This window comes from Burkholderia sp. Bp9012, from assembly GCF_003853825.1.
GTDB classification, from domain to species: Bacteria; Pseudomonadota; Gammaproteobacteria; order Burkholderiales; family Burkholderiaceae; genus Burkholderia; species Burkholderia diffusa.
Genome location: NZ_QTQA01000006.1, coordinates 156238 through 180367 on the forward strand (window position 1 = coordinate 156238; position 24130 = coordinate 180367).

Annotated in this window: 24 protein-coding genes and 2 tRNA genes; 18 read left to right on the plus strand and 8 right to left on the minus strand. The window is 68.2% G+C overall.

Annotated features, from left to right (window positions below):
* Positions 1-233 precede the first annotated feature (233 nt).
* From DIE11_RS10355 to DIE11_RS10380, 6 genes are all read left to right on the plus strand, one after another.
* Positions 234-3413, plus strand: coding sequence for an Rne/Rng family ribonuclease (locus tag DIE11_RS10355; protein ID WP_124623337.1), 3180 nt, complete (start codon positions 234-236; stop codon positions 3411-3413).
* Between the two features lie 131 nt (positions 3414-3544).
* Entirely contained in the window at positions 3545-4657 is a 1113-nt protein-coding gene (gene moaA, locus DIE11_RS10360; protein WP_124623339.1) for a GTP 3',8-cyclase MoaA, read from the plus strand.
* Positions 4658-4685: 28 nt separating this feature from the next.
* Complete coding sequence (mobA, locus tag DIE11_RS10365; protein ID WP_124623341.1) at positions 4686-5303, plus strand: molybdenum cofactor guanylyltransferase MobA; 618 nt, start codon at positions 4686-4688, stop codon at positions 5301-5303.
* Positions 5304-5408: 105 nt separating this feature from the next.
* The gene (gene glp, locus DIE11_RS10370) at positions 5409-6704 is read left to right on the plus strand and encodes a gephyrin-like molybdotransferase Glp (RefSeq protein WP_124623343.1); all 1296 of its coding nucleotides are present in this window, start codon (positions 5409-5411) and stop codon (positions 6702-6704) included.
* 36 nt (positions 6705-6740) lie between these two features.
* A complete protein-coding gene (locus tag DIE11_RS10375; RefSeq protein WP_006476519.1) occupies positions 6741-7016 on the plus strand; it encodes a hypothetical protein in 276 nt (91 codons plus the stop codon).
* On the plus strand, positions 7013-7498 hold the full coding sequence (locus DIE11_RS10380) for a GNAT family N-acetyltransferase (RefSeq protein ID WP_059607011.1): 486 nt from the start codon (positions 7013-7015) through the stop codon (positions 7496-7498). The genes DIE11_RS10375 and DIE11_RS10380 overlap by 4 nt, the downstream gene beginning before the upstream one ends.
* Before the next feature lie 96 nt (positions 7499-7594).
* Here DIE11_RS10380 and DIE11_RS10385 read toward each other — a convergent pair whose 3' ends face one another.
* The 5 genes from DIE11_RS10385 to pncB form a co-directional block, all read right to left on the minus strand.
* A complete protein-coding gene (locus tag DIE11_RS10385; RefSeq protein WP_124623345.1) occupies positions 7595-9073 on the minus strand; it encodes a DNA recombination protein RmuC in 1479 nt (492 codons plus the stop codon).
* Positions 9070-10059, minus strand: coding sequence for a D-glycerate dehydrogenase (locus tag DIE11_RS10390; RefSeq protein ID WP_124623347.1), 990 nt, complete (start codon positions 10057-10059; stop codon positions 9070-9072). Before DIE11_RS10390 ends, DIE11_RS10385 begins: the two co-directional genes overlap by 4 nt.
* 81 nt (positions 10060-10140) lie before the next feature.
* Positions 10141-11571, minus strand: a complete 1431-nt coding sequence (locus DIE11_RS10395; RefSeq protein ID WP_059607007.1) for a sodium:proton antiporter — start codon at positions 11569-11571, stop codon at positions 10141-10143.
* A 52-nt stretch (positions 11572-11623) separates the two neighbouring features.
* Positions 11624-12286, minus strand: coding sequence for a lactate utilization protein C (locus tag DIE11_RS10400; RefSeq protein ID WP_059607005.1), 663 nt, complete (start codon positions 12284-12286; stop codon positions 11624-11626).
* Between the two features lie 86 nt (positions 12287-12372).
* Entirely contained in the window at positions 12373-13572 is a 1200-nt protein-coding gene (gene pncB / locus DIE11_RS10405; RefSeq protein WP_059607002.1) for a nicotinate phosphoribosyltransferase, read from the minus strand.
* A 289-nt stretch (positions 13573-13861) separates the two neighbouring features.
* Between pncB and fdxA the strand changes: the two genes are divergently transcribed.
* From fdxA to DIE11_RS10450, 8 genes are all read left to right on the plus strand, one after another.
* Entirely contained in the window at positions 13862-14185 is a 324-nt protein-coding gene (gene fdxA, locus DIE11_RS10415; RefSeq protein WP_011544919.1) for a ferredoxin FdxA, read from the plus strand.
* A 103-nt stretch (positions 14186-14288) separates the two neighbouring features.
* Positions 14289-14364, plus strand: a tRNA-Asn gene (locus DIE11_RS10420).
* 75 nt (positions 14365-14439) lie between these two features.
* Positions 14440-14515: transfer RNA gene (locus DIE11_RS10425), tRNA-Asn, on the plus strand.
* A gap of 107 nt (positions 14516-14622) precedes the next feature.
* A complete protein-coding gene (locus DIE11_RS10430) occupies positions 14623-15108 on the plus strand; it encodes a CreA family protein (RefSeq protein WP_059607001.1) in 486 nt (161 codons plus the stop codon).
* A gap of 61 nt (positions 15109-15169) precedes the next feature.
* Positions 15170-16075, plus strand: a complete 906-nt coding sequence (locus tag DIE11_RS10435; protein WP_124623349.1) for an AraC family transcriptional regulator — start codon at positions 15170-15172, stop codon at positions 16073-16075.
* 121 nt (positions 16076-16196) lie between these two features.
* Complete coding sequence (locus tag DIE11_RS10440) at positions 16197-16970, plus strand: AzlC family ABC transporter permease (RefSeq protein ID WP_124623351.1); 774 nt, start codon at positions 16197-16199, stop codon at positions 16968-16970.
* Complete coding sequence (locus DIE11_RS10445; protein WP_124623352.1) at positions 16967-17305, plus strand: AzlD domain-containing protein; 339 nt, start codon at positions 16967-16969, stop codon at positions 17303-17305. The genes DIE11_RS10440 and DIE11_RS10445 overlap by 4 nt, the downstream gene beginning before the upstream one ends.
* Before the next feature lie 159 nt (positions 17306-17464).
* A complete protein-coding gene (locus DIE11_RS10450) occupies positions 17465-18241 on the plus strand; it encodes a DUF4088 family protein (protein ID WP_124623355.1) in 777 nt (258 codons plus the stop codon).
* Positions 18242-18358: 117 nt separating this feature from the next.
* Here DIE11_RS10450 and DIE11_RS10455 read toward each other — a convergent pair whose 3' ends face one another.
* Positions 18359-18769 carry a hypothetical protein gene (locus DIE11_RS10455; RefSeq protein ID WP_124623356.1) on the minus strand — a complete coding sequence of 137 codons (411 nt, stop codon included), beginning with the start codon at positions 18767-18769 and terminating at the stop codon, positions 18359-18361.
* Positions 18770-19049: 280 nt separating this feature from the next.
* Between DIE11_RS10455 and DIE11_RS10460 the strand changes: the two genes are divergently transcribed.
* The 3 genes from DIE11_RS10460 to fumC all read left to right on the plus strand — a co-directional run bounded on the left by DIE11_RS10460 (position 19050) and on the right by fumC (position 22322).
* The gene (locus tag DIE11_RS10460) at positions 19050-19268 is read left to right on the plus strand and encodes an RNA-binding S4 domain-containing protein (RefSeq protein ID WP_006753074.1); all 219 of its coding nucleotides are present in this window, start codon (positions 19050-19052) and stop codon (positions 19266-19268) included.
* A gap of 129 nt (positions 19269-19397) precedes the next feature.
* Positions 19398-20786 (plus strand): multidrug efflux MATE transporter NorM, encoded by a 1389-nt coding sequence (gene norM / locus DIE11_RS10465; RefSeq protein ID WP_124623358.1) that lies wholly within the window; start codon positions 19398-19400, stop codon positions 20784-20786.
* Positions 20787-20927: 141 nt separating this feature from the next.
* A complete protein-coding gene (gene fumC / locus DIE11_RS10470; protein WP_124623360.1) occupies positions 20928-22322 on the plus strand; it encodes a class II fumarate hydratase in 1395 nt (464 codons plus the stop codon).
* Positions 22323-22378: 56 nt separating this feature from the next.
* Here the strand turns inward: fumC and DIE11_RS10475 are convergent, their stop codons facing one another.
* Together DIE11_RS10475 and DIE11_RS36250 are read right to left on the minus strand one after the other, a co-directional pair.
* Positions 22379-22891 carry an acyl-CoA thioesterase gene (locus DIE11_RS10475; RefSeq protein ID WP_014897688.1) on the minus strand — a complete coding sequence of 171 codons (513 nt, stop codon included), beginning with the start codon at positions 22889-22891 and terminating at the stop codon, positions 22379-22381.
* A gap of 144 nt (positions 22892-23035) precedes the next feature.
* Positions 23036-23176, minus strand: coding sequence for a hypothetical protein (locus DIE11_RS36250; protein ID WP_170296360.1), 141 nt, complete (start codon positions 23174-23176; stop codon positions 23036-23038).
* Positions 23177-23351: 175 nt separating this feature from the next.
* On the opposite strand from DIE11_RS36250, the gene DIE11_RS10480 reads away from it, so the two are divergent.
* Complete coding sequence (locus DIE11_RS10480; RefSeq protein ID WP_124623362.1) at positions 23352-24059, plus strand: helix-turn-helix transcriptional regulator; 708 nt, start codon at positions 23352-23354, stop codon at positions 24057-24059.
* The last annotated feature ends 71 nt before the right edge of the window (positions 24060-24130 follow it).

Consider the following 24130-nt stretch of genomic DNA (forward strand, 5'->3'; position numbering starts at 1 on the left):
GCTTTTTTGCAGCGTGCGGTGTGTGAACGCCGTGCTTTGAAGCCGTATTCGCAGGTGCCCTACGGCCGCCGGCCCCGTCTTTCGGGCCCAAGCGCCTCTTCAGGCAATTCTCCCCGCCATCGTTCCCGCTCCAGCGTGCTTGTGACAACACAACAAGGTGCGGCCTGCCGTCGTTCCCGCCCTCGCGACTGACAACCGCGAGGCGCCGGCTGCGGAGCCGCCTGGAGTCGTACATGAAACGCATGCTGTTCAATGCGACGCAGCAGGAGGAGCTGCGCGTCGCCATCGTTGATGGGCAAAAGCTCATCGACATCGACATCGAGACAGCCGGGCGCGAACAGCGCAAAGGCAATATCTACAAAGGTGTCGTCACCCGCATCGAGCCGTCGCTCGAAGCCTGCTTCGTCAACTACGGCGAAGATCGCCACGGCTTCCTGCCGTTCAAGGAAGTCGCCCGCCAGTACTTCAAGGAAGGCATCGACATGCGCTCCGCGCGCATCCAGGATGCCCTGCGCGAAGGCCAGGAGCTGATCGTCCAGGTCGAGAAGGAAGAGCGTGGCAACAAGGGTGCCGCCCTCACGACCTTCATCTCGCTCGCCGGCCGCTACCTCGTGCTGATGCCGAACAATCCGCGCGGCGGCGGTGTATCGCGCCGGATCGAGGGCGACGAGCGCCAGGAACTGCGCGAAACGATGTCGCAACTGCAGATTCCGGACGGCATGAGCATGATCGCCCGTACCGCGGGCATCGGCCGCAGCGCCGAGGAACTGCAGTGGGACCTGAACTACCTGCTGCAACTGTGGCGCGCGATCGAAGCGGCGTCGCAAAGCGGCAACTCCGGCCAGCCGATGCTGATCTACCTGGAATCGAGCCTCGTGATCCGCGCGATCCGGGACTATTTCCAGCCCGATATCGGCGAAATCCTGATCGACACGACCGAGATCTACGATCAGGCCCGTGCGTTCATGGACATCGTGATGCCGGACAACGTGTCGAAGGTGAAGCGCTACCACGACGACGTGCCGCTGTTCTCCCGCTTCCAGATCGAGCACCAGATCGAAACGGCCTACTCGCGCACGGTGCCGCTGCCGTCGGGCGGCGCGATCGTGATCGACCACACCGAAGCGCTCGTCGCGATCGACGTGAACTCGGCGCGCGCGACCAAGGGTGCGGACATCGAGGAAACGGCGACCCGCACGAACCTCGAAGCGGCCGACGAAGTGGCCCGCCAGCTCCGCCTGCGCGACCTCGGCGGCCTGATCGTGATCGACTTCATCGACATGGAGTCGGCGAAGAGCCAGCGCGAAGTCGAGCAGCGCCTGAAAGACGCGCTCAAGCATGACCGTGCACGCGTGCAGATGGGCAAGATCTCCCGCTTCGGCCTGATGGAACTGTCGCGCCAGCGCCTGCGTCCGGCCCTGTCGGAAGGCAGCCACGTGACGTGTCCGCGCTGTAACGGCACCGGCCACATCCGCGATACCGAATCGTCCGCGCTGCAGGTCCTGCGGATCATTCAGGAAGAAGCGATGAAGGAAAACACCGCGGCGATCCACTGCCAGGTGCCGGTCGAGGTGACCGCCTTCCTGCTCAACGAAAAGCGTCAGGAAATCAACAAGATCGAGTCGCGCTTCAAGGTCGGCATCGTGCTGATCCCGAACAAGCACCTCGATACGCCGCACTACAAGCTCGAGCGCCTGCGCCATGACGACGCGCGCCTCGACGATCCGCGTGCGTCCTGGAAGATGGCAGAGGAAGCAGCCCGCGAACTGGAGTCGGAAACCGGCTACAGCAAGCGTGCGGCCGACGTGAAGCCGAAGCAGGAAGCGGCGGTCAAGGGCATCACGCCGGAGCGTCCGGCACCGAGCCCGGCACCGCAGCGCCCGGTCGAGCCGGCGGTTGCGGCGCCCGCACCGGTCGCCGCGGCGAGCGGCGGTTTCATCGGCTGGCTGAAGGGTCTGTTCGGCATGTCGCCGGCTCCGGCGCCCACGCCGGTCGCACCGGCACCGGCCAAGGAACAGGCAACCCGTCCGGCCCGCGAGCGGACCGAGAAGACCGAGCAGCGCGGCGGCGATCGCAACCGCAACCGCCGTGGCGGCGCCCAGCAGGCTCAGGGTGGCCGCGACCAGGCAGCGGCAGGCCGTGGCCAGTCGCAACGCCTGGAACGCGAAGGCAAGGAAGGTCGCGAGCCGCGCGAACCGCGCGAGGGTCGCGAACCGCGTGAAGGCCGCGAACCGCGCGAAAGCCGCGAGCCGCGTGAAGGCCGCGAGCCGCGCGAAAGCCGTGAGGGTCGAGAAAGTCGCGAGGGCCGTGGCCCGCGCGAAGGCCGTGAGCCGCGTGAGTCGCGCGAGAACCGCGAACCGCGCGATCGCACCGAGCAGCCGGAAGCCGTCGAGGCAGCCGGCCGCGGCGAGCGCCAGGAACGCGGCGAGCGTCGCGAGCGCGGAGAGCGCCGCAAGCCGACGCAACACGCGGCGACGCTCGAAACCGTCACCCGTGGCGAAAACCATCCGGAAGCGGATGCCGACCAGGCCGCAGCCGTCGCCCTGCCGGGCGCCGATGTCGCAGCCGACGCGGAAGCCGTCGCACGTGACGGCGAGGAACGTCGCCGCCGCCGCCGCGGTCGCCGTGGCGGTCGTCGCGAGCGCGAGGACGAAGGCGCAGTCGTCGACCACGCCGAGCAAGGCGCGGACGGCGAAGTCGCCATGCAGGCCGTGACGACGGAACCCTCGAGCGCGGACGAGCAGGCTCATACGGCCGCACCGGTCGTAGCCGAGCCACAACCGGCACCGGTTCGCGTCGAAGCAACGCCGGTCGCACCGCTCGAGCCCGCCGTCGTCGCACCGGCAGCCGAATCGGCACCGGTCGCGCCGGCCGCTGCTCCGGAAGCCGGCCCGGCTCCGGTCGCGGTTTCGCCGATCGATGCGTTCGAAGTGCCGGCCGCGCCCGCTGCCGTCGAAGCGCCGCAGTCCGCGCCCGTCGAGCAGGCCGCACCGGCACCGGTCGTCGCAGCCGAAGCGGTTCCGGCCGTTGCCGAACCGGCCCGCGTCGAACCGGCCCGCCTCGAACCCGCCCGCCTCGAACCCGCCCGCCTCGAACCCGCTCGCGTCGAACCGGCCCACGTCGAAACTGCACCGGTCGAAGCCGTTGCCGCGCCGGCTCCAGCGCCCGTGCAACCGGCCGCTGCGCCGGCTCCGGCACCCGTGCAACCGGCCGCTGCGCCAGCTTCGGCGAGCCTCGATGCCGTGCTGGAACAAGCCGGTCTCGTGTGGGTGAACACCGACGCCGACAAGTTCCGCGCTGCTCAGGAAGCCGCGTCGCGCCTGCCGCGCGCGGTCCGCGTTCCGCGCGAGCGCAAGGCGCTACCGCCGGTCGACCCGACCCCGATGCAGCAGGTCGAAACGTCGCAACATTAAGCGGCGCATCGCCCGACCAGGAAAAGCCCGCCCCCGGCGGGCTTTTCCATTTCCGCGCCGAGGGTTTCCGCCCACCGGCCCGGCCAGCCGCTTGCGGCTAGAATAGAAGCTTGGCTCGCACTTCTTTCGACATGTCCCGACGCATCATTCCTCTCGCAGACGTCAGCGGGATGCCGGATATCTCCGGCGTCGCGCATACCCCTGACGGCGCCTTGGCCGACACGTTCGCCAGGCCGCTGCGCGACCTGCGCATCTCGGTGACGGACCGCTGCAACTTCCGTTGCGTGTACTGCATGCCGCGCGACGTGTTCGACAAGAACTACCCGTTCCTGCCGCACAGCGCGCTGCTCACGCACGAGGAGATCGAACGCGTGGCGCGGCTGTTCGTCGCACACGGCGTCGAAAAGATCCGGATCACCGGCGGCGAACCACTGCTGCGCAAGAACCTCGAATTCCTGATCGAGCGCCTCGCGCGCCTAACGACCCATGACGGCCGCCCGCTCGACCTGACGCTGACCACCAATGGCTCGCTGCTCGCGCGCAAGGCGCGCGCGCTGAAGGATGCCGGCCTCACGCGCGTGACGGTCAGCCTCGACGCGCTCGACGATACGTTGTTCAAGCGCATGAACGACGCCGACTTCGCGAGCGCCGACGTGCTCGACGGCATCTTCGCCGCGCAGGCCGCGGGCCTCGCGCCGGTCAAGGTCAACATGGTCGTGAAGCGCGGCACCAACGACAGCGAGATCCTGCCGATGGCCGAGCGCTTCCGCGGCACCGGCGTGATCCTGCGTTTCATCGAATACATGGACGTCGGCACGTCGAACGGCTGGAACATGACCGAAGTGCTGCCGTCCGCGGACGTCGTCGCACGGATCGCCGAACAGTTCCCGCTCGTGCCGCTCGAGCCGCACACGGCGGCGGAAACCGCGCAGCGCTGGGGCTATGCGGACGGCAGCGGTGAAATCGGCGTGATCTCGAGCGTCACACAGGCATTTTGCGGCGACTGCACGCGCGCGCGGTTGTCGACCGAAGGCAAGCTGTACCTGTGCCTGTTCGCGTCGACTGGCCATGACCTGCGTGCCCTGGTGCGCGGTGGCGCCAGCGACGCCGAGATCGCGACCGCGATCGCCCGGATCTGGCAGGCCCGCACCGACCGCTATTCGCAGCTGCGCGGCAGCGCGGCCGCCGACGCGGCACCCCACGGTGCCGGCAAGCGCGTAGAAATGTCGTACATTGGCGGCTGACGCGCGCCCGCCGCCCCGATTTCCCGCGATGTCCGCTTCCACCTCGCCTTCCGTCACCGGCCTGCTGCTCGCGGGCGGGCGCGCGACGCGCATGGATGGCGCCGACAAGGGCCTGCAACTGCTCGACGGCACGCCGCTTGCGCTGCACGTGCTGCGCCGGCTCTCGCCGCAGGTCGACGAGACGCTGATCAGCGCAAATCGCAACACCGATCGCTACGCCGAGCTCGGTGCGCCGTTCGACGCGCGCATCGTGCCGGACGAAACACCCGATTTCCCCGGCCCGCTGGCGGGTCTGCTGGCCGGCATGCGGGCGGCGCGCGCACCGCTCGTCGCGTGCTCGCCGTGCGACACACCCTATCTGCCGACCGACCTCGTCGCACGACTGCACGCGGCGCTCGATGCGCAGCAAGCCGACATCGCGATGGCGGTGACCGTCGACGCGCAACAGGCACGTTCGCCGCAGCCGACGTTCGCGCTGCTGCGAACGTCGCTCGCCGACGATCTCGCGGCCGGACTCGCGGCCGGCGAGCGCAAGGTGCGTGCGTGGTACGCACGCCACAAGACGGTCGAAGTCGAGTTTTGCGACGAGCGTGCGTTTTACAATGCCAACTCCTGGCAGGAACTTGCCGCGCTTGCCCGCCGCTGACGGCACCGGCATCCGTTCCCGCCCGCCGCATGCGCCTTCGCGCTCCGGCGCCCTCCGCGCGCCACCGGCCACGAACCCGATACGCCTTGCGGCGCAGTCACACTGATGATCACGCAATCCTCGCCCGCCTCCCGAACCGCACCCGATTCCGCTGCCCCGTTGTCGCTCGCCGATGCGCAGGCGCTCGCGTGCCGGTTCGCGGTGCCGGTCGACGCGTGCGACACGGTGCCGCTGCATGACGCCCTCGACCGCGTGCTCGCGGCCGACGTCAATGCGCCGTTCGACATCCCCGCATACGACAACTCGGCAATGGACGGCTATGCATTCGACTGCGGCGCACACACGCCTGCATCGGCCCCCGACATCGCATTGACGGTCGCCGGCACGGCGTTCGCCGGCCATCCGTTCGATGGAGCCGTGGCGCCCGGTACGTGTATCCGCATCATGACCGGCGCGCCGATGCCGGCCGGATGCGACACGGTCATTCCGCAGGAACGCGTGCGCGTCGACGGCGACGTCATCCGCTTCGCCGCGCACGACGTCACGCGCGGAGCAAACTGCCGCCGGGCCGGCGAGGACCTCGCGCGCGGCGCCTGCGCGCTTGCCGCTGGCCGCATCCTGCGCCCGTCCGATCTCGGCCTGCTCGCATCGTTCGGGTTGCGCGAAGTCACGGTGCGCCGCCGCGTGCGCGTCGCCGTGTTCTCGACCGGCGACGAACTGCGCGAACCCGGCGAGCCGCTCGGCCGCGGCACGCTGTACGACAGCAATCGCGGGATGCTGGTCGCGATGCTCGAAAGGCTGCACATCGACGCGCTCGACCTCGGGATCGTCCGCGACGATCCGGCGGCCCTCGAGCGCGCGCTGCGCGATGCCGCCGCCGCACAGGCGGACGCAGTGATCACGTCAGGCGGCGTGTCGGTCGGCGAAGCCGATTTCACGCGCGACGTGATGGCGCGGCTTGGCGACGTGACCTTCGCTAGCCTCGCGCTGCGGCCCGGCCGGCCGCTCGCGTGCGGCACGCTCGCACCTGCGGGCGACGGCGCCGGCCACGTGCTGTTCTTCGGGCTGCCCGGCAATCCCGTCGCCTCCGCCGTGACGTTCTATGCGATCGTGCGCCCCGCGCTGCTGACGCTGGCCGGCGCGCATGCGCCACCGCCGGCGCTGTATACGGCACGCAGCACGCAGGCGCTGAAAAAGCGCCCGGGCCGTACCGAATATCTGCGCGCCATCGCGACGCGCGACGCCGACGGCCAGTGGCTTGTCGAGCCGGCCGGTTCGCAAAGTTCCGCATCGCTGAGCGGCCTCGCGGCCGCCAACTGTTTCATCGTCCTGGGCCACGATTGCGCAGCAGTCGACGCGGGCGCCCCGGTCGACATCCTGCCGCTCGACGGCTTGATCTGAATTCCAATCGGTATATCTCTACGGGGCAATCCGCACATGAAGAAACAAATCTCGTCGATCGCCGCGGGGCAGACCGCTAAGGCGCTGATCCTCGTCTACCTGACGTTCAGCGTGCCGATCGTGCTGCTCGGCATCCTGGTCGCGTACATCCGCTACGGGATGGTCGAACTGAGCACGATCCTGAGTGCGCTGCTGCTGAACGCGATCCTTGGTTTCGTGCTGCTGTGGATCGCCTGCCACGCGTACAACTGGGTCGCGTCGCGCTTCGGCGGCATCGAGATCGTGCTGTCCGATCCGCCGGAGGAAGCGTGAGCGGCACGCCGCTGATCCGCACGGCGGAAACGCGCGACGTCGGCGCGATCCTCGCGCTGATGCGCGAGCTGGCCGAGTTCGAGAAGCTCACGCACCTGTTCGTCGCGAGCGACGCCGATCTGGCCGACGCGCTGTTCGGCGAGCGCCCCGCCGCCGAAGCGCTCGTGGCCGAGCGCGACGGCGCGATCGTCGCGTATGCGCTGTTCTTTCACAACTATTCGACGTTCCTCGGCCGTCGCGGCCTCTATCTCGAGGATCTGTACGTGCAGCCGTCGCAGCGCGGCACGGGCCTCGGCACCGCGATGCTGCAGCACCTCGCAGCACTCGCAGTCGAGCGCCGCTGTGCCCGTTTCGAATGGTCGGTGCTCGACTGGAACCAGCCGGCGATCGACTTCTACCAGAAGATGGGCGCGACCGTGCTGCCCGAGTGGCGCATCGTGCGCGTCACCGGGGATGCACTGAACACGCTCGCCGCACGTTGAACGCGGGCCGGCCACGCCGGTCGGTGCTGCAAAAGAAAACGGGCGCCGCGGCGCCCGTTTTTCGTTCCAGCCGGCTTCGGCTGTACGCGTGATGCGTCATGCATCGTCCGCATCGGCTCCATCGGCGCCTTCCGTGCCGAGCAGCCCGGCGGCCGTCTCACCTGGCAACGCCTCGACCTGCTTCAGCTTGCGGTTCATCACGCGGGTGCGCTGCTCGGCGGACTCAATCGAGCGCGTGACCGTTTCAAGCTGCGCCTTCGTGCGCGCGAGCACATCGCCGAACTTGCCGAATTCGGTCTTCACTGCACCGAGCACCTGCCACACTTCGCTCGAGCGCTGCTCGATCGCGAGCGTGCGGAAGCCCATCTGCAGACTGTTCAGCAGCGCAGTCAGCGTCGTCGGCCCGGCCACCGTCACGCGATAGTCGCGCTGCAGCAGGTCGGTCAGCCCCGGGCGGCGCAGGATCTCCGCATAGAGCCCCTCGGTGGGCAGGAACAGCAGCGCGAAATCGGTCGTATGCGGCGGTGCGACGTACTTCTCGGCGATCGTGCGCGCTTCCAACCGCACGCGCGCCTCGAGCGCACGGGCCGCGTCCTCGACCGCCGCCGAATCGGCACGCTCCTGCGCGTCGATCAGCCGCTCGTAGTCCTCGCGCGGGAATTTCGCGTCGATCGGCAGCCACACCGGCGGCGCGTCGCGCGTGCCGGCGTCGCGCCCCGGCAGCCGGATCGCGAACTCGACGCGTTCGCTGCTCTTCGGCACCGTCGCGACGTTCTTCGCGTACTGGTCGGGCGTGAGCATCTGCTCGAGCAAGGCCTCGAGCTGCACCTCGCCCCAGGTGCCGCGCGTCTTCACGTTGGTCAGCACCTTCTTCAGATCCCCAACGCCAGCCGCGAGGGTCTGCATCTCGCCGAGCCCGCGGTGTACCTGCTCGAGCCGGTCGGACACGAGCTTGAACGATTCGCCGAGCCGCTGTTCGAGCGTCGCATGCAGCTTCTCGTCGACGGTGCGGCGCATCTCCTCGAGCTTCGCCGCATTGTTCGTCTCGATTTCCTTCAGCCGCTGTTCGAGCGTCGCACGCACTTCGCCGATCCGGCGATCGTTGGCCTCGGTCAGTTGCGTGAGCTGCCGGTTCAGCGTGTCACCGAACAGCCGCAGCGCGACCGTCTGCTCTTCACGCGCCTGCTGCGCCTGGCGCTGCACGCTCTCGCGCATCGCGTCGAATTGCTGCGCGTTGCCCGCGACGAGCTTGCCCAGCTGTTGCGCGAAGCCCTCGATCTGATTGTTCTGCACGGTCGCGATGCTCGTGAGCTGCGTCGCGAGCGTCTGCTGAAGCTGCGAGAAACTGCCAGCAAGCTCGGTGCGCGAGCCTCGTGCGTTCTCGACGATCTCGCCACGCAGCTCGCGCTCGAGCCGCTCGACCGCGAGCGCCTGCGCGTGCGCGGCGTCCTCGATCTGGTCGCCCAGCACGGCCGCATCGTCGTGGCGGCCGCCGCCGCGCACGATCGCGACGATCGCCACCGCGAGCGCGACGGCCAGCACGACGACCGCCGCCAGCAACAACATCGTCGTCATGCGCGCGGCTTCCCGATTACGTCAGGGTTGATCGGGTTCGGCGGCTGCCCCGCGCGCGGCCCTTCGCCCAGCGCGGCGATCAGGTTGTCGGCCGCGAGGTTCGCCATCGCACGGCGCGTCTTCTCGGTCGCGCTCGCGATGTGCGGCGTCAGCACGACGTTCGGTACCTCGAGCAGCGCTGGATGGACGCTCGGTTCGCCTTCATAGACGTCGAGGCCGGCCGCGGCGATCGTCCCGTCGCGCAGCGCGACGGCCAGCGCTGCGTCGTCGACGATGCCGCCGCGCGCGATGTTGGTCAGCGTCGCGGTGGGCTTCATCTTCGCGAGCTCGGCCGCGCCGATCGTGTGATGGTTCTCCTTCGTGTACGGCAGCACGAGAACGACGTGATCGGCGCGCGCCAGCAACGCATCCTTCGACACGTATTCGGCGTTCAGCTCGGCCTCGATCTCGGGCGCAACCCGCGACCGGTTGTGATAGATCACCTGCATCCCGAAGCCGCGCGCGCGCCGTGCGAGTGCCTGACCGATGCGCCCCATCCCGATGACGCCGAGTGTCGAGCCGTAAATGTCGCTGCCGAGGAAACCGTCGTACGCCCACTTCTTCCAGTGTCCGGCGCGCAACCAGTGCTCGGATTCGGCGATCCGCCGCGCGGCGGCCATCATCAGCGCCCAGCCGAAATCCGCGGTGGATTCGTTCAGCACGTCGGGCGTATTGGTGCCGAGCACGTTCGCAGCGTTGAACGCGGCCATGTCGAAATTGTTGTAGCCGACCGCCATGTTCGACACGACGCGCAGGCGCGGCGCTGCCGCGAGCGCGGCCGCGCCGACCGGGTCGCCCGCCGTCAGCGCGCCGTCCTTGTCCGCGAGGCGCGCGGCGAGCGCGTCGGGGGCGAGCGCATCGCCATTGTTCCAGTCGACTTCGAAATACTGCTCGAGCCGTTCGATCACGTCCGGAAAGATCGGACGTGCGACCAGGATCTTCTGCATCGCCATCTCCGCATGCCGCGGCCGGCACGCGGCACTTCGTGCGCCGCCGGAGCCGTCCGCGCTTGGTTGAAAATCGTCAGCCTACGCCGGGAAGAAGATCCACGACGTCAGCAGGAATACGGGTACCAGGATCACGAGCGCCCAGCCGAGATATGCGAAGAAGCTCGGCATCCTCACGCCGCGCGATTCCGCGATCGCTTTCACCATGAAGTTCGGCGCATTGCCGATGTAGCTGTTCGCTCCCATGAACACCGCCCCCGCGGAAATCGCGGCGAGCGTCGTCGCGCCGGTCGTCATCAGCGCTTGCGCATCGCCGCCCGCGAGGTTGAAGAACACGAGATAGGTCGGTGCGTTGTCGAGGAACGACGACAGCAGGCCGGTCGCCCAGAAATACATCGCGTCGATCGGCTTGCCGTCGGGCCCCGTGACGAGATGGACGATCTGTGCGAACGCACCGTCCGCACCCGCGCGCAGGATCACGATCACCGGCGCGATCGTCACGAAGATGCCCGCGAACAGCTTCGCGACCTCCTCGATCGGCGCCCAGTTGAACGCGTTGCCTTCGCGCGCCGAGCGCGGCGTCAGCGCGAGCGACGCGAGCGCCACGACGACCAGCGCGACATCGCGCACGAGATTCTGCAGTGCGACGTGCGTGCCCCACACGTCGAACGAGATGCCCGGCTTCCAGATGCCGCTCATCAGCACGAGGCCGATCACGGCCGCGAGCAGCACGAAGTTGACCTTGCCGTCGATCGACAGCGCGCCGCCGTCGGGCGTCGGGTCGAGTGCGGCCGGCCGCTCCTCACCGGCCTTCCGGTAGAAGTACGTATCGAGCACGAAGAAAAGCGTCAGCAGCACCGCGCAGATGAACAGCATCGGCAGCGCGAGATGCGTGGTCGTCCAGAAGAAGCTCACGCCATTCAGGAAGCCGAGGAACAGCGGCGGATCGCCGAGCGGCGACAGCGAGCCGCCCGCGTTCGCGACGAGGAAGATGAAGAAGATCACGACGTGTACGACGTGCTTGCGGTTATCGTTCGCGCGCAGCAGCGGCCGGATCAGCAGCATCGCCGCGCCCGTCGTGCCCATCACGCTCGCGAGCAGCGTGCCGAGCGCGAGGATCGCGGTGTTCAGCTTCGGCGTGCCGTGCAGGTTGCCGTTGACGCAAATGCCGCCCGCGACCGTATAGAGCGCCGTCAACAGCACGATGAACGGGATGTATTCCTCGAGCAGCGCGTGCACGAGCGTACCGAACGCCGTGCTCGCACCGAACGCGACGGCGAACGGGACCAGGAACACGATCGCCCACGCTGCGGCGATCTTGCCGAAGTGGTGATGCCAGAACACCGGCGCGACGAGCGGGAACACCGCGATGGACAGCAGGATCCCGGCGAACGGGATGCCCCAGAGTGCGGACAGCGTGGCACCGTCGAGCGTGGCGGCCGATGCAAGCGCGGGAACGGCGCCAAGCGCGGCTCCCGACGCCATGCCCGCCCAGGCGGCATGTCGTTTCATGCAGAACTTCCTTGTGCGAGTGAGTCGAGTGAGGAGGGATCAGGTGCGTGCGTCATGCGCCGCGTACGACGATCACGTGAACGCGGTACGGGCCGTGCGCGCCCAGCACGATGGTCTGCTCGATATCGCCCGTGCGCGACGGGCCCGATACGAAATTGACCGCGCGCGGCAATTCACCGCGCTCCGCGCGAATCAGCGCGAATGCGTCTTCATGGCCCGCGACGATCCGCGACGCCGGCACGATCGCGATGTGCGTCTCCGGCAGCAGCGCGGCCGATGCATAGGTGTCGGGGCCGGACAGCAACACCAGTGAACCCGTTTCGGCGGTTGCGCAGAAGCAGCCGGTGAGGCCGACGAGATCGCCGTCGCGCGGTTTGCGGCATTCGACCGACAGGCCGGCGCCGGCCCAGTCGAGCTCGGCCAGCGTGCGCCATGCGACGGCCTGCATCGGCAGGCCGTGAGCGGAAAGATAGCGGGCGGCGGCGGACGGCGCGTCGGCCAGTGTCGCGACTTCGTCGACCGTCGTCGAAAGGCGAGCCGCTTCGTCGCCGAATGCGGCGACGAGGTCGGCCGGCATCGGCGGGCGCGGCCCCTCGGGATGGCGGGCGAGGTAGTCGGCGACGCCATCGCGCTCCGCTGCATCGGGTTCGGGCGCGCGTCGTTGCGACGCGCGAATGCGTGCGAGGATCTGGCGACGCGCAGCGGAAGTGTCCATGAACGGTCCTCGTGACGTTGGCGTGCGATACCGTCGGATTATACCGGCCGCCCTCGCCGCGACGCACCTGGCCGCATGGCCGACGCTTACTGCGATGCGTCCTCGTCGACCGGCTGCGCGATGCCGAACACCTGGCGCAGGTACGCGAGATACGCCTTGTCGTCGCACATGCTCTTGCCCGGCGAATCCGACAGCTTCGCGACCGGCTGTCCGTTGCAGCGGACCATCTTGATCACGATCTGCAGCGGCACGTAGCCGAGATCGTTCGTGAGGTTGGTGCCGACGCCGAACGCGAGCTTGCAGCGGTTGCGGAACCGTTCGTACAGCTGCATGACCTTCGGGATGTCGAGCGCGTCGGAGAACACGAGCACCTTGGTACGCGGGTCGCAGCGGTTCGCCTCGTAGTGGCGCAGCATGCGCTCGCCCCACTCGAACGGATCGCCCGAATCGTGGCGCGCACCGTCGAACAGCTTGCAGAAGTACATGTCGAAGTCGTTCAGGAACGCATCCATCCCGTAGACGTCCGACAGCGCGATCCCGAGGTCGCCGCGATACTCCTTCGCCCACATCTCGAAACCATAGGTCTGTGAATCGCGCAGCCGCGGGCCGAGCGCCTGGCAGGCCTGCAGGTATTCGTGGGCCATCGTGCCGAGCGGCGTCAGGCCGTGCTTCATCGCGTAGAACACGTTGCTGGTGCCCGCGAACTGCGGCCCGAGCCCGTCGCGCAGCGTCAGCGCGACCTCCTCGTGCCACACCTTCGAGAAGCGCCGGCGCGTGCCATAGTCGGCGATCTTGCAGTCGGCGAACTCGGGCTTCGCGCCGAGCAGCTTGATCTTCTCGCGCAGCCGTTCGCGGCCTTCGCGATAATCGGGCTCGCGCTGCGTGTTGCGGAAATAGACCTCGTTGACGATCGCGAGCGCCGGAATCTCGAACAGGATCGTGTGCAGCCACGGCCCCTCGATCACGATGTCGATCTCGCCGTTGCCCTTCGGAGAAGGCGTGATCGAGATGTATTTCTCGTTCAGATGGAACAGCGCGAGGAAGTCGACGAAGTCGCTCTTGATGAAGCGCATCCGCCGCAGGTAGTCGAGTTCGTCGTCGGTGAAGCGCAGCGAACACAGGCCGCGCACCTCGTCGCGGATCTCGTCGATGTACGGGACGAGATCGACGCCGGGCGTGCGACACCGGAACCGGTACTCGACGTGTGCGGCAGGAAAGTGATGCAGGACGACCTGCATCATCGTGAACTTGTAGAGATCCGTGTCGAGCAGCGAAGTGATGATCATGATTGCGGTACCGCCAATATCGAGACACGGCCCCGGCGCACCGCGCGCCGCCCGGTCTGCCGGCCATGTTACCCGAATGCGGGCCCGACCATCGTGAAACCGCCTCCCCCTTGCCCACCGCGTCGTGCGGCCGGCCGCACGCACCGCGCCCACGGTCGGCCCCATAAACTAATCACGAAACGATATAAGCCGGAAAGCCGACCACGCCATGCGGGTTTTGCGCTTCAGTTACAATGCCGCTTTTGGCGCAAACGCCACCCCATATATACCGCGAAGCAGGAGCGTTTTAATGACTCACGTTGTGACCGAAGGCTGCATCAAGTGCAAATACACGGATTGCGTGGATGTGTGCCCGGTGGATTGCTTCCGTGAAGGTCCCAACTTTCTCGCCATCGATCCGGACGAGTGCATCGACTGCGCCGTGTGCGTCGCCGAGTGCCCGACCAATGCGATCTATGCCGAAGAAGACGTTCCGGGCGACCAGCAGCAGTTCACCGAGCTGAACGCCGAACTGGCGAAGAACTGGCCGTCCATCACGAAGACGAAGCCGGCACCGGCCGACGCGGACGAGTGGAAGGACGTGCAGGACAAGCTGCACCTGCTCGAACGCTGATCGCGCAGCGGCGCCGCAAAATTTTTTGCACTCCCCCGCTCAAAAGTGTTGACAGGTTAGCGAACGCTCCATAAAATCTCGTTTCTCTGCTGTTGTTGTTTGTTCCCCGATAGCTCAGTCGGTAGAGCGCCGGACTGTTAATCCGTAGGTCCCTGGTTCGAGCCCAGGTCGGGGAGCCAAAAACGCAAGAGCCCGTTGAAAGTGGACGGGTTTTTTGTTGGCCACCAGACAAGCACGCAGATGTACCGATTTATTCCCCGATAGCTCAGTCGGTAGAGCGCCGGACTGTTAATCCGTAGGTCCCTGGTTCGAGCCCAGGTCGGGGAGCCAGACAGCAAAAGGCCCGTCATTCGACGGGCCTTTTGTTTTTCCGGCGCCCGTCGGTCACCGCCGCGCATGCTAGAGTCTCTGTCCCGCATTCGCATCCGGTTCCGTCGATGAAGCATCGCCTCCTTTCCGCCGCGCCGTTCGCCCTTCTGCTCTCCGCCTTTGCCGCCGCGCCGCTCGCGCACGCGGAGGAAGTCGGCAGCGTCAACACCCATTTCCGCGTGACGGGCTCTGACCGCGTGGTCGTCGAAGCGTACGACGATCCGCTCGTGACGGGCGTCACCTGCTACGTGTCACGGGCGCGCACCGGCGGGATCAAGGGCACGCTCGGCGTCGCCGAGGATCCGAGCGAAGCGTCGATCGCGTGCCGGCAGGTCGGCCCGCTCAGCTTCAAGGAGCCGCTCAAGCAGCAGACCGACGTGTTCAGCGAGCGGATGTCGTTCATCTTCAAGACGCTGCACGTCGTGCGCGTGGTCGACAAGAAGCGCAACACGCTCGTCTACCTGACCTACAGCGACCGCATCGTCAGCGGCAGCCCGAAGAACGCCGTGACCGCGGTGCCGATGCCGGCCGGCACGACGATTCCGGTCAAGTAAGCCCGCGCCGGCCGGGCGCTCGAGCGATACACTGTCGATTCGACCGCCCCCGCGCCCGACCATGTCCGCCACCCGCCTTCTTCCGGACTCCGCACGTTACTGGCGCACGCCGCTGCTGCCGGGCGCGGATCTGCTCACGGCTACCTATCGCGACCATACGTTCGCGCCGCACTGGCATGACGCGTACACGATCCCCGTGATCCTCGAGGGAGCGGAGCGCTACACGTGTCGCGGCAGCGGCCATGTCGCCGAAACGGGCACCGTGCCCGTGATCAATCCCGGCGAAGTGCACACGGGCTCGCGCGCGACCGACGAAGGCTGGTGCTATCGCGTGAGCTACGTGCCGGTCGACTACATTCGCGCGCTCGCGAGCGCGATCGCGGGGCGCCCGCAGGACGCGCCATGGTTCCCGTCCGACGTGATCCGCGACGCCGATCTCGCGGCGCGGCTCGCGCTGGCCCACCGGATGATGGAGGCCGGCAGCGAATGCATGCCGGCGTTCCATCCGCACGAGCAGCCGGCCGCCGACGCTCCGGCTGCGGCGGCCGCGCGCGTCTACGATCCGCTCGCCGCCGAAACGGCGATGCTCGATGCATTGTCGACACTGATCGCGCGCCATGCCGACGCGCGGCTGCAGCCGGCAGTGCTCGCGGCCGACGAGCCGCGCGTCGACGCGATGCGCGAGAGGCTCGCCACCGATCTCTCCTGCACTGTCACGCTCGACGACGTCGCGCAGGCTGCCGGCCTGTCGCCGTTCCACGCAGCGCGCCTGTTCACCCGGACGATCGGGATGCCGCCGCATGCATGGCGCAACCAGCTGCGGCTGCAGCGCGCACTGGCGCCGTTGCGCGCGGGCGTGTCGATCGCCGACGTCGCCGCGGCCAGCGGCTTCGTCGACCAGAGTCACTTCTCGCGACATTTCAAACGAATGTTCGGCGTACCGCCCGGACGCTGGCAAGCGCGCTGACGCGCACTCCCCACCCTGCATTCGACAATACGCGGCAACCGGCACGCAGGTTGCGCCGCCGGCACCGCGGGCGCAAGAACGTACAAGCCGCCACGGGCAGCGCTCCGCTATCCTGCATTTCATGGAGACGCACCCCTTGAATCCCGCACCCACAAACTCGCCCCTGCCCCGCCGCCCGCTCAACGAATGGCTCGACGGCGCACGCGACACGATCCCGATGATGATCGGCGCGGCGCCGTTCGGCGTGATCTTCGGCACGCTGGTCGGTGGCGGCCCGCTCGCCGCATGGCACGGCGCGCTGATGTCGCTCGCGGTGTTCGCGGGCTCCGCGCAATTCATCGCGCTCGGCCTGATCGCCGGCAGCGCAAGCTTCGTCGTCGTGCTCGCGACGACGCTGATCGTGAACCTGCGTCATCTGCTGTACAGCGCGACGCTCGCGCCGTACGTCGCGCACCTGCCGCTGCGCTGGCGCGCGACGCTCGGTGCGCTGATGACCGACGAAGTGTTCGCGGTCGCCTACGCGCACTACCGGCACTTCCCGCCCGGTGCAATCGGCCCCCACTACTTCTTCGGCTCGGGCCTCGCGATGTACCTGAACTGGCAGGTCTGGACGCTCGCGGGCATCGGCTTCGGCGCGGCCTTCCCGGGCCTCCAATCGCTCGGCCTCGATTTCGCGATGGCGGCGACATTCATCGCGATCGTCGTTCCGCAACTCGGCACGCTGCGCTATTTCGCGGCCGCCGCGACGGCCGGCACGCTCGCGTACTTCTGGCAGGGCTGGCCGTACAAGCTCGGGCTGCTGGGCGCGGTCGCCGCCGGCGTCGTGGTCGGCGTCGCGCTGACGCTGCGGCACGAGCGTTCGCGCACCGCTTCACGCACGGAGACCGCATCGTGAGCTACGCGCTGCTGATCCTCGGGATGGCCGTGATCACCTATGCGATCCGGACGACGCTGTTCCTGTTCGGCGAGCGGCTGACCTTCCCGCCGCTCGTGCGGACCGCGCTCGGCTTCGTGCCCGTCACCGTACTGACCGCGATCATCGTGCCGATGACCGTCTCGCCGCACGGCGGCACGGCCGAACTGACCTGGCGCAATCCGCAGCTCGTCGGCGCGCTCGCCGCCGTGGCCGTATCGGCGACGACACGCCGGCCGCTCGTGACGATCGCGGTCGGGCTCGCGGTGTTCTTCATCTGGCAAGGGATCGTGATGCCGCACTGGCTGCCGGCCTGAGCGAACGTCGCCGGCCGTGCTCAAGTTTTCGCCCGGCGCGCCGATATCGGGTATGAAGACCCGCCATCGGCCTCGGCGCGAACCGGTCCGTCGACGCTGCGCCCGCACCGGTGCGCGGTGTCGGCCGCCGGCCCGCGCGGGCCGCCATCGAGACGATTCATGGGCCAGATCACCCTTTCCCTCAAAGACGACACGCTTGCGTCCCTGCGCAAGGACTACGACGCATTCGTGCGCGTGTCGCTGAAACTCGACCCGCAGTTCGCGACGCCGTCGTTCGAGGATTTCCTGCGCGCCAAGCTGCTCGACAACATGGTGCCGCTGACCGAGCATGCCGTGCAGCGGATGCTCGAGGGCGGCCAGTACGCGTGGGCGAAGCGCACGCTCGACAAGGAATTTCCGGACGTCGTCGCGATCCTGATGCGGCAGGCCGGCGAATTCGGCTTCGGCTTCGCGTCGCGCTCCGAATGGACCCCCGACGAGCTCGCGAAGGCATGCCGCGACTGGGCCAAGGCGATCGTCGCCGAAGCGCAGGGCGACGCGTCGCTCGTCGATCCGCTCGCCGCGCAGATCAAGGGCGCGGTGCACGACATCCAGACGCTCGAGGAAACGATGCAGACGCCCGCATGGCGGCTTGCGGAATCGCTGCGCCAGCGCGTCTACGAGGCGAAGCTCGCGTGCGAGATGAGCGTCGGCAGCGCCGCGCGCGACAAGCTCGGCGAACTGCGCGGCCTGCTGCGGCTCGGGCTCGCGCACGGTTCGTTCCAGAAACAGGAAGCGCAGCAGATCATGGAATACCTGCGGCTGCTGAAGCCCGACATCTTCGTCGACGAGCCGTACGACGTATTCGCGCGGCTTGCCGCGTGGCTGCGCAGCGTATTCACGCCGTCCGCCGCACGACCGGCGCACGGACCGGGGCCGGAACAGCACCGGCCATGACGGCCCGCGTCCACGCATGAAGAACGGCCCGGTTCGCGCGAAGCGAACCGGGCCGTCGATCGATCGCCGTCACGACGCGCCGTCCGGGGCGAACGTCGTGCGACGTCGAGGGGCCGCTTACTGCGCGGCGCCCGTGGCCGATGCACCGCCCTGCACGCCGGCCGACGCGCCGCCTTCGATCGCCTCGTCGCCCACCTTCGACTTCGCCGAGCCGGCATGATGCTTGGCCGACTTCGCCGCGTGCTTCGCGTGCTTCTTGGCCGAGTGGACCGACGACGCCGCCGTGTCCTTCGCGCTGTCGGCTGCCGCACCGACCGCGTCGGTCGCGCCGCCGACCGCATTGCCCGACGCGTTCGCGCCGGCACCACCCTGCATGCCCGCACCAGCGCCTGCCCCTGCTGCCGGCGCCTGCGCCTGCACGCCGGCACCTGCGGTGCCCTGTGCCGCGACGCCCGTCTGCGCGAATGCGGCCGAAGTGGCGAACGCCGTCAGCGCGGCACCGATCAGCATCGTACGAATCTTGGACATGAGAATCCTCCTCAAGAAGTTGTGGGCGCGGACCGCCTCGATGCGATCCGTCGCGTCCCCTGCCGCAACACGCAGCAGGTACGACGAAAGACCCGCAGGCCGCACGTCCGGTTCTCCAATCTCTCAGACTGTTACCCACCGTTTCATTTGCTGACGAATCGCTCACAGTCCTTAACAACTGCTGCGCGCGGGCCTGCACGACCGTCCGCACTCGCGCGCCGGCCCTCGGTGCCGTATGATGCGGGGCGATTCCTCCCGCGCATCGCGCGCATCCTTCGTCATGCCCAATCTGGATTTCACGCTGACCGGCGAATACGTCGAGCTGCACAACCTTCTCAAGATCACCGGCCTCGCGGACAGCGGCGGCACGGCGAAGATGTTCGTCGCGTCCGGCGCGGTGAAAGTCGACGGCGTGGTCGAACTGCGCAAGACCTGCAAGATCCGCGCGGGTCAGGTCGTGCTGTTCGGCGACACGCGGATCGCGGTTCACGACGCGTAGCGGTTCCCCCTGACCGTGACATGGCCATCGGCGCGCGCGTTCGACACCGTTCGAATAAAGCCGTAAGCTAGCCGTCTCTCAAAATAAATACAGACAGCGCGGGCCCGCACCCGCGCGAGCGCTCATTCCATGTCGCATTCCGGTCTTACGCGGACGGCCGCCGCGCCGCCGTCCCTGTCCAGTCATGCCGCCGATACCGCGCGCCTCGCCGCGCCGCTTGCGATCGCGCAGCTCTCGCAGATGGCGATGAGCGTCACCGACACGGTACTGCTCGGCTCGCTCGGCCCCGATTCGCTCGCGGCGGGCGGCCTCGGCGCGAACTTCTTCTTCGTCATCGTGACCGTCCTGCAGGGCGTGCTCTCGTCGGTCAGCGTGAGCGTCGCGCATGCGCGCGGCGCGCAGGCGGAACACCGCGTGCCGCACATCTACTGGACCGGCTTCATGCTGTCCGTGCTGCTCGCGATTCCGGCGATCGTCGCGCTGTCGCTGTCCGAACCGATCCTGCTGATGTTCCACGAGCCGCCGACGCTCGCGCATCACGTCGGCGAGTACACCGGCATCCTGCGGTTCGCGGCGCTCGGCAGCCTGATCGGCGTCGGACTGATGCGCGCATTCCTGCCGGCGATCGGCGCCGCACGACGCCTGCTGTGGGTTTCGATCGGCGGCGTCGGCATCAACGGCGTGCTGAACTACGGGCTGATCCACGGCGCATTCGGCTTGCCGCGGCTCGGCTTCCTCGGCTCGGCGGTCGCGACGACCATCACCATCTGGCTCACCGCGCTCGCGCTGATCTGGCTGCTGCACGGCCGCCAGCGGTTCCGCCATTTCGTGACCGCCGCCCGTCCGAAACTGCCCTTGATGGGCGAGCTGATCGGCATCGGCTGGCCGGTGGCGATCACGTACGGGGTCGAATCGACGCTCTTTCTCGCCACGGGTCTCACCATCGGCGTGCTCGGCGCGACGTCGCTTGCCGCGCATCAGATCGCGCTGAACGTCGCGTCGGTCGCGTTCATGGTGCCGCTCGCGATCGGCCAGGCCGCCAACGTGCGGGTCGGCTACTGGGTCGGCGCCGGCCAGCCGGTCGCCGCGCGACATGCGGGTTTCGTCGCGCTCGGCCTCGGCGTCGCGTTCATGTCGCTGTCGGGGCTCGTGCTGATCGTCGCGCCGCATGCGATCGTCGGCCTGTATCTGCAACTCGACGACCCGGCCAACGCGGCGACCGTGTCGCTGGCCGCATCGCTCCTCGGCATCGCCGCGGTGTTCCAGATCGTCGACGGCATGCAGACCGTCGGGTCGGGCGCACTGCGCGGACTGCGGGACACGCGCATCCCGATGCTCGCGGCGACCTTCGGCTACTGGGGCATCGGTTTCCCGACCGGTTACTGGCTGGCATTCCATGCCGGCCTCGGCGCTCGCGGCCTGTGGTGGGGGCTCGCGGCCGGCCTCGCGAGCGTCGCCGTGCTGATGGCCTGGCGCTTTCACCGGAAGACCTCGTCGCTCGTCGCGCCGACGCGTTGAGCTCGGCACGACGCAAAATCGCAGCCGGCGCTATGCTTGTCGGTTGAAGACCCAGGACGCCGCGCCAGCGGCGCGAATGCCTCACGATACGCCAGACGCCGCGCGACCCGCGGCTTTTCCCCTTCCCAAGAGGAGTGCATCATGAACGAAGCAGTTCGGATGGAACGCGACACGTTCGGCGAGATCGCCGTGCCGGCCAACCGGCTCTGGGGCGCGCAGACGGAACGCTCGCTGCAGAATTTCCGGATCTCGACGGAGAAGCAGTCGCCCGAGCTGATCCACGCGCTCGCGATCGTCAAGCGTGCCGCGGCCGCCGTGAACCAGTCGCTCGGCGTGCTGGCCGACGAAAAGGCGCGCGCGATCATCGACGCGGCCGACGAGATCATCGCGGGCAAGCATCCGCGCGAATTCCCGCTCGCGGTCTGGCAGACGGGCTCCGGCACGCAGACCAACATGAACCTCAACGAGGTGATCGCGAACCGGGCGAGCGAGCTGCTCGGCGGCGAGCGCGGCGAAGCACGCAAGGTCCACCCGAACGACGACGTGAACCGCGGCCAGTCGTCGAACGACGTGTTCCCGACCGCGATGCATGTCGCGGCCGCCTACGCGATTGTCAACCACCTGCTGCCCGCGCTGCGCACGCTGCGCGCGACGCTCGACGCGAAGTCGAAGGCTTTCGCCGACATCGTGAAGATCGGCCGCACGCACCTGCAGGACGCGACGCCGCTCACGCTCGGGCAGGAGTTTTCCGGCTACGTCGCGCAGCTCGACCAGGGCGTCCGGCACGTCGAATCCGCGCTGCCGCACCTGTACGAACTCGCGCTCGGTGGCACCGCCGTCGGCACCGGGCTGAACGCGCATCCGGAGTTCGCGGTGCGCGTGGCCGACGAGATCGGCCGGCTGACGAAGCTGCCGTTCGTGACCGCCCCGAGCAAGTTCGAGGTGATGGCAGCCGCCGACGCGCTGGTGTTCGCGCACGGCGCGCTGAAGACGGTCGCGGCCGGCCTGATGAAGATCGCCAACGACGTCCGCTGGCTTGCGAGCGGGCCGCGCTGCGGGCTCGGCGAACTGTCGATTCCGGAAAACGAACCGGGCAGCTCGATCATGCCGGGCAAGGTGAACCCAACGCAGTCGGAAGCCGTGACGATGCTGTGCTGTCAGGTGTTCGGCAACGACGTCGCGGTCAACGTCGGCGGCGCCAGCGGCAATTTCGAGCTGAACGTGTTCAGGCCGATGATCGCGCACAACGTGCTGCAGTCGGTGCGGCTGCTCGCCGACGGCGCGCAGAGCTTCAACGACCACTGCGCGGTGGGCATCGAGCCGAACCGCGCGCGCATCGACCTGCTGCTGAACGAATCGCTGATGCTCGTGACGGCGCTCAATCCGCACATCGGCTACGACAAGGCCGCGCAGATCGCGAAGAAGGCGCACAAGGAAGGCACGACGCTGAAAGCCGCCGCGCTCGCGCTCGGCTACCTGACCGAGGCGGAATTCGACGCGTGGGTGCGCCCCGAAGAGATGATCGGATCGCGGTAATCGCGGGGAGGCGACGCGATGACGGGCGCGGCACGCATGCGCGGCGCCCGTTGTCGTCAGACGGTGCCCTTCGCCACTTCCTCGGGCTTCATCTCGACGATCTTGTCGAGCGCGGCGCGCACGTCGGCCGCATATTTTGCGAGCACCTTCTGTTCGTCGGTCTCGGGCACGAACGGCGGCACCGGCACGGGGTTGCCGTTCTCATCGACCGCGACGAACACGACGAGGCAATCGGTCGTCTGGCGCAGTACGCCGCCCTTCGGATCGCCGGCGTGCACGGACACATGGATGTGCATGCTGGTGCGCCCCGTCGCGACGACGCGCGCCTTCAGTTCGACCAGGTTGCCAACGAGGATCGGCCGCTGGAAGCGGATGTTGCCGACGCTGACCGTCACGCAATAGCGGCTCGACCAGACCGCCGCACACGCATACGCGACCTCGTCGATCCACTTCATCAGCGCGCCGCCATGCACCTTGCCGCCGAAGTTCACGGACGACGGCTCGGCGAGGAAGCGGAATACGGTTTCGGTGCGGTCGAGGGCGGCCGGTACGGGGGACGGTTGGGACATCGTGGTAGCTCCAGGCGGCGGGGGCACTGCAATCGGCGCATTATACGTTGCACTGCGGCAACACGTCGCGGTGCCCGCCGCGCCGCAGCGACGGCACGCCCACCCGCGCACTGAGCCGGCATCGGCACCGCAAGCTGGCGCCCGTCAGCGGCGCACCGTGATGCCCTGGTCGATCGTCCCGTACATCTCGAGGCTGCCGCCCCGCGCGCCGGCGGCACCCGCACCGCCCTGCGCACAGGCCGCGCAGAGGAACGCGGCCACCAACAGGCAGAAAATCGTCTTCATCGTTGCATCGTGTCGCATCCGGCGGCCCACTGCCGCCGCGTCGGGCCATTCTACGCGCGCGGCCGGCAACCGCGGGCGCACACCGCCCCGCCGCATCTGACATTTCATCCGAACGCGAAACATCGAATGCGCGCAGCGCCTACACTGCAGGCATTCCGCCTGACGAGACACGACGATGACCGATCAAGACGACCACCACTTTCCAGGCCTGAGCCGGATCGGCGCACTGATCGCCGATCCCGGCCGCGCCGCGATGCTGTGGGTGCTGATGGACGGCAGCGCGCGGCCGGCCGGCGAACTGACGATGATCGCGGGGCTGTCGCCTTCCGCGGCGAGCGCGCACCTTGCGCGCCTGACCGAAGGTGGCCTGCTCGCACTCGACGTGCGTGGCCGGCACCGCTACTACCGGCTCGCGTCGGTCGACATCGCGGCGTCGCTCGAGGCACTCGCGAACGTGGCCCGCGCGGCCGCGCCGAACCGTCCGGTGCCGCCGCCGTCGCGCACGGTGCCGGCCGAACTACGCTACGCGCGCACCTGCTACGACCACATGGCCGGCGAGCTCGCGGTCCGCATCTTCGACGGGCTCACCGCGCGCGGCTGGCTGCAGGCGGACGGCGATGCGATCGAAGCCACCGAACTCGGCACGCAGGCGCTCGGGCGCTGGGGCATCGACGTCGCACAGCAGCGCACGCGCCGCCGCCGTTTCGCATGCCGCTGCCTCGACTGGAGCGAGCGCCGCCCGCATCTCGGCGGCGCGCTGGGCGCGGCACTGCTCGACAGCTTCTGCGCGCACGGCTGGATCGAGCGCACCGTGCGGCCGCGCGTGCTGCGCGTCACCGTGCCGGGACAGCAGATTTTCGACGACTGGCTTACGTCCGCTTGACGTGCGCATTGCGACCGGATGACAACGGCGCGCGATGGACAGGTTTTGTTACATCGCGTGCCATACGACTT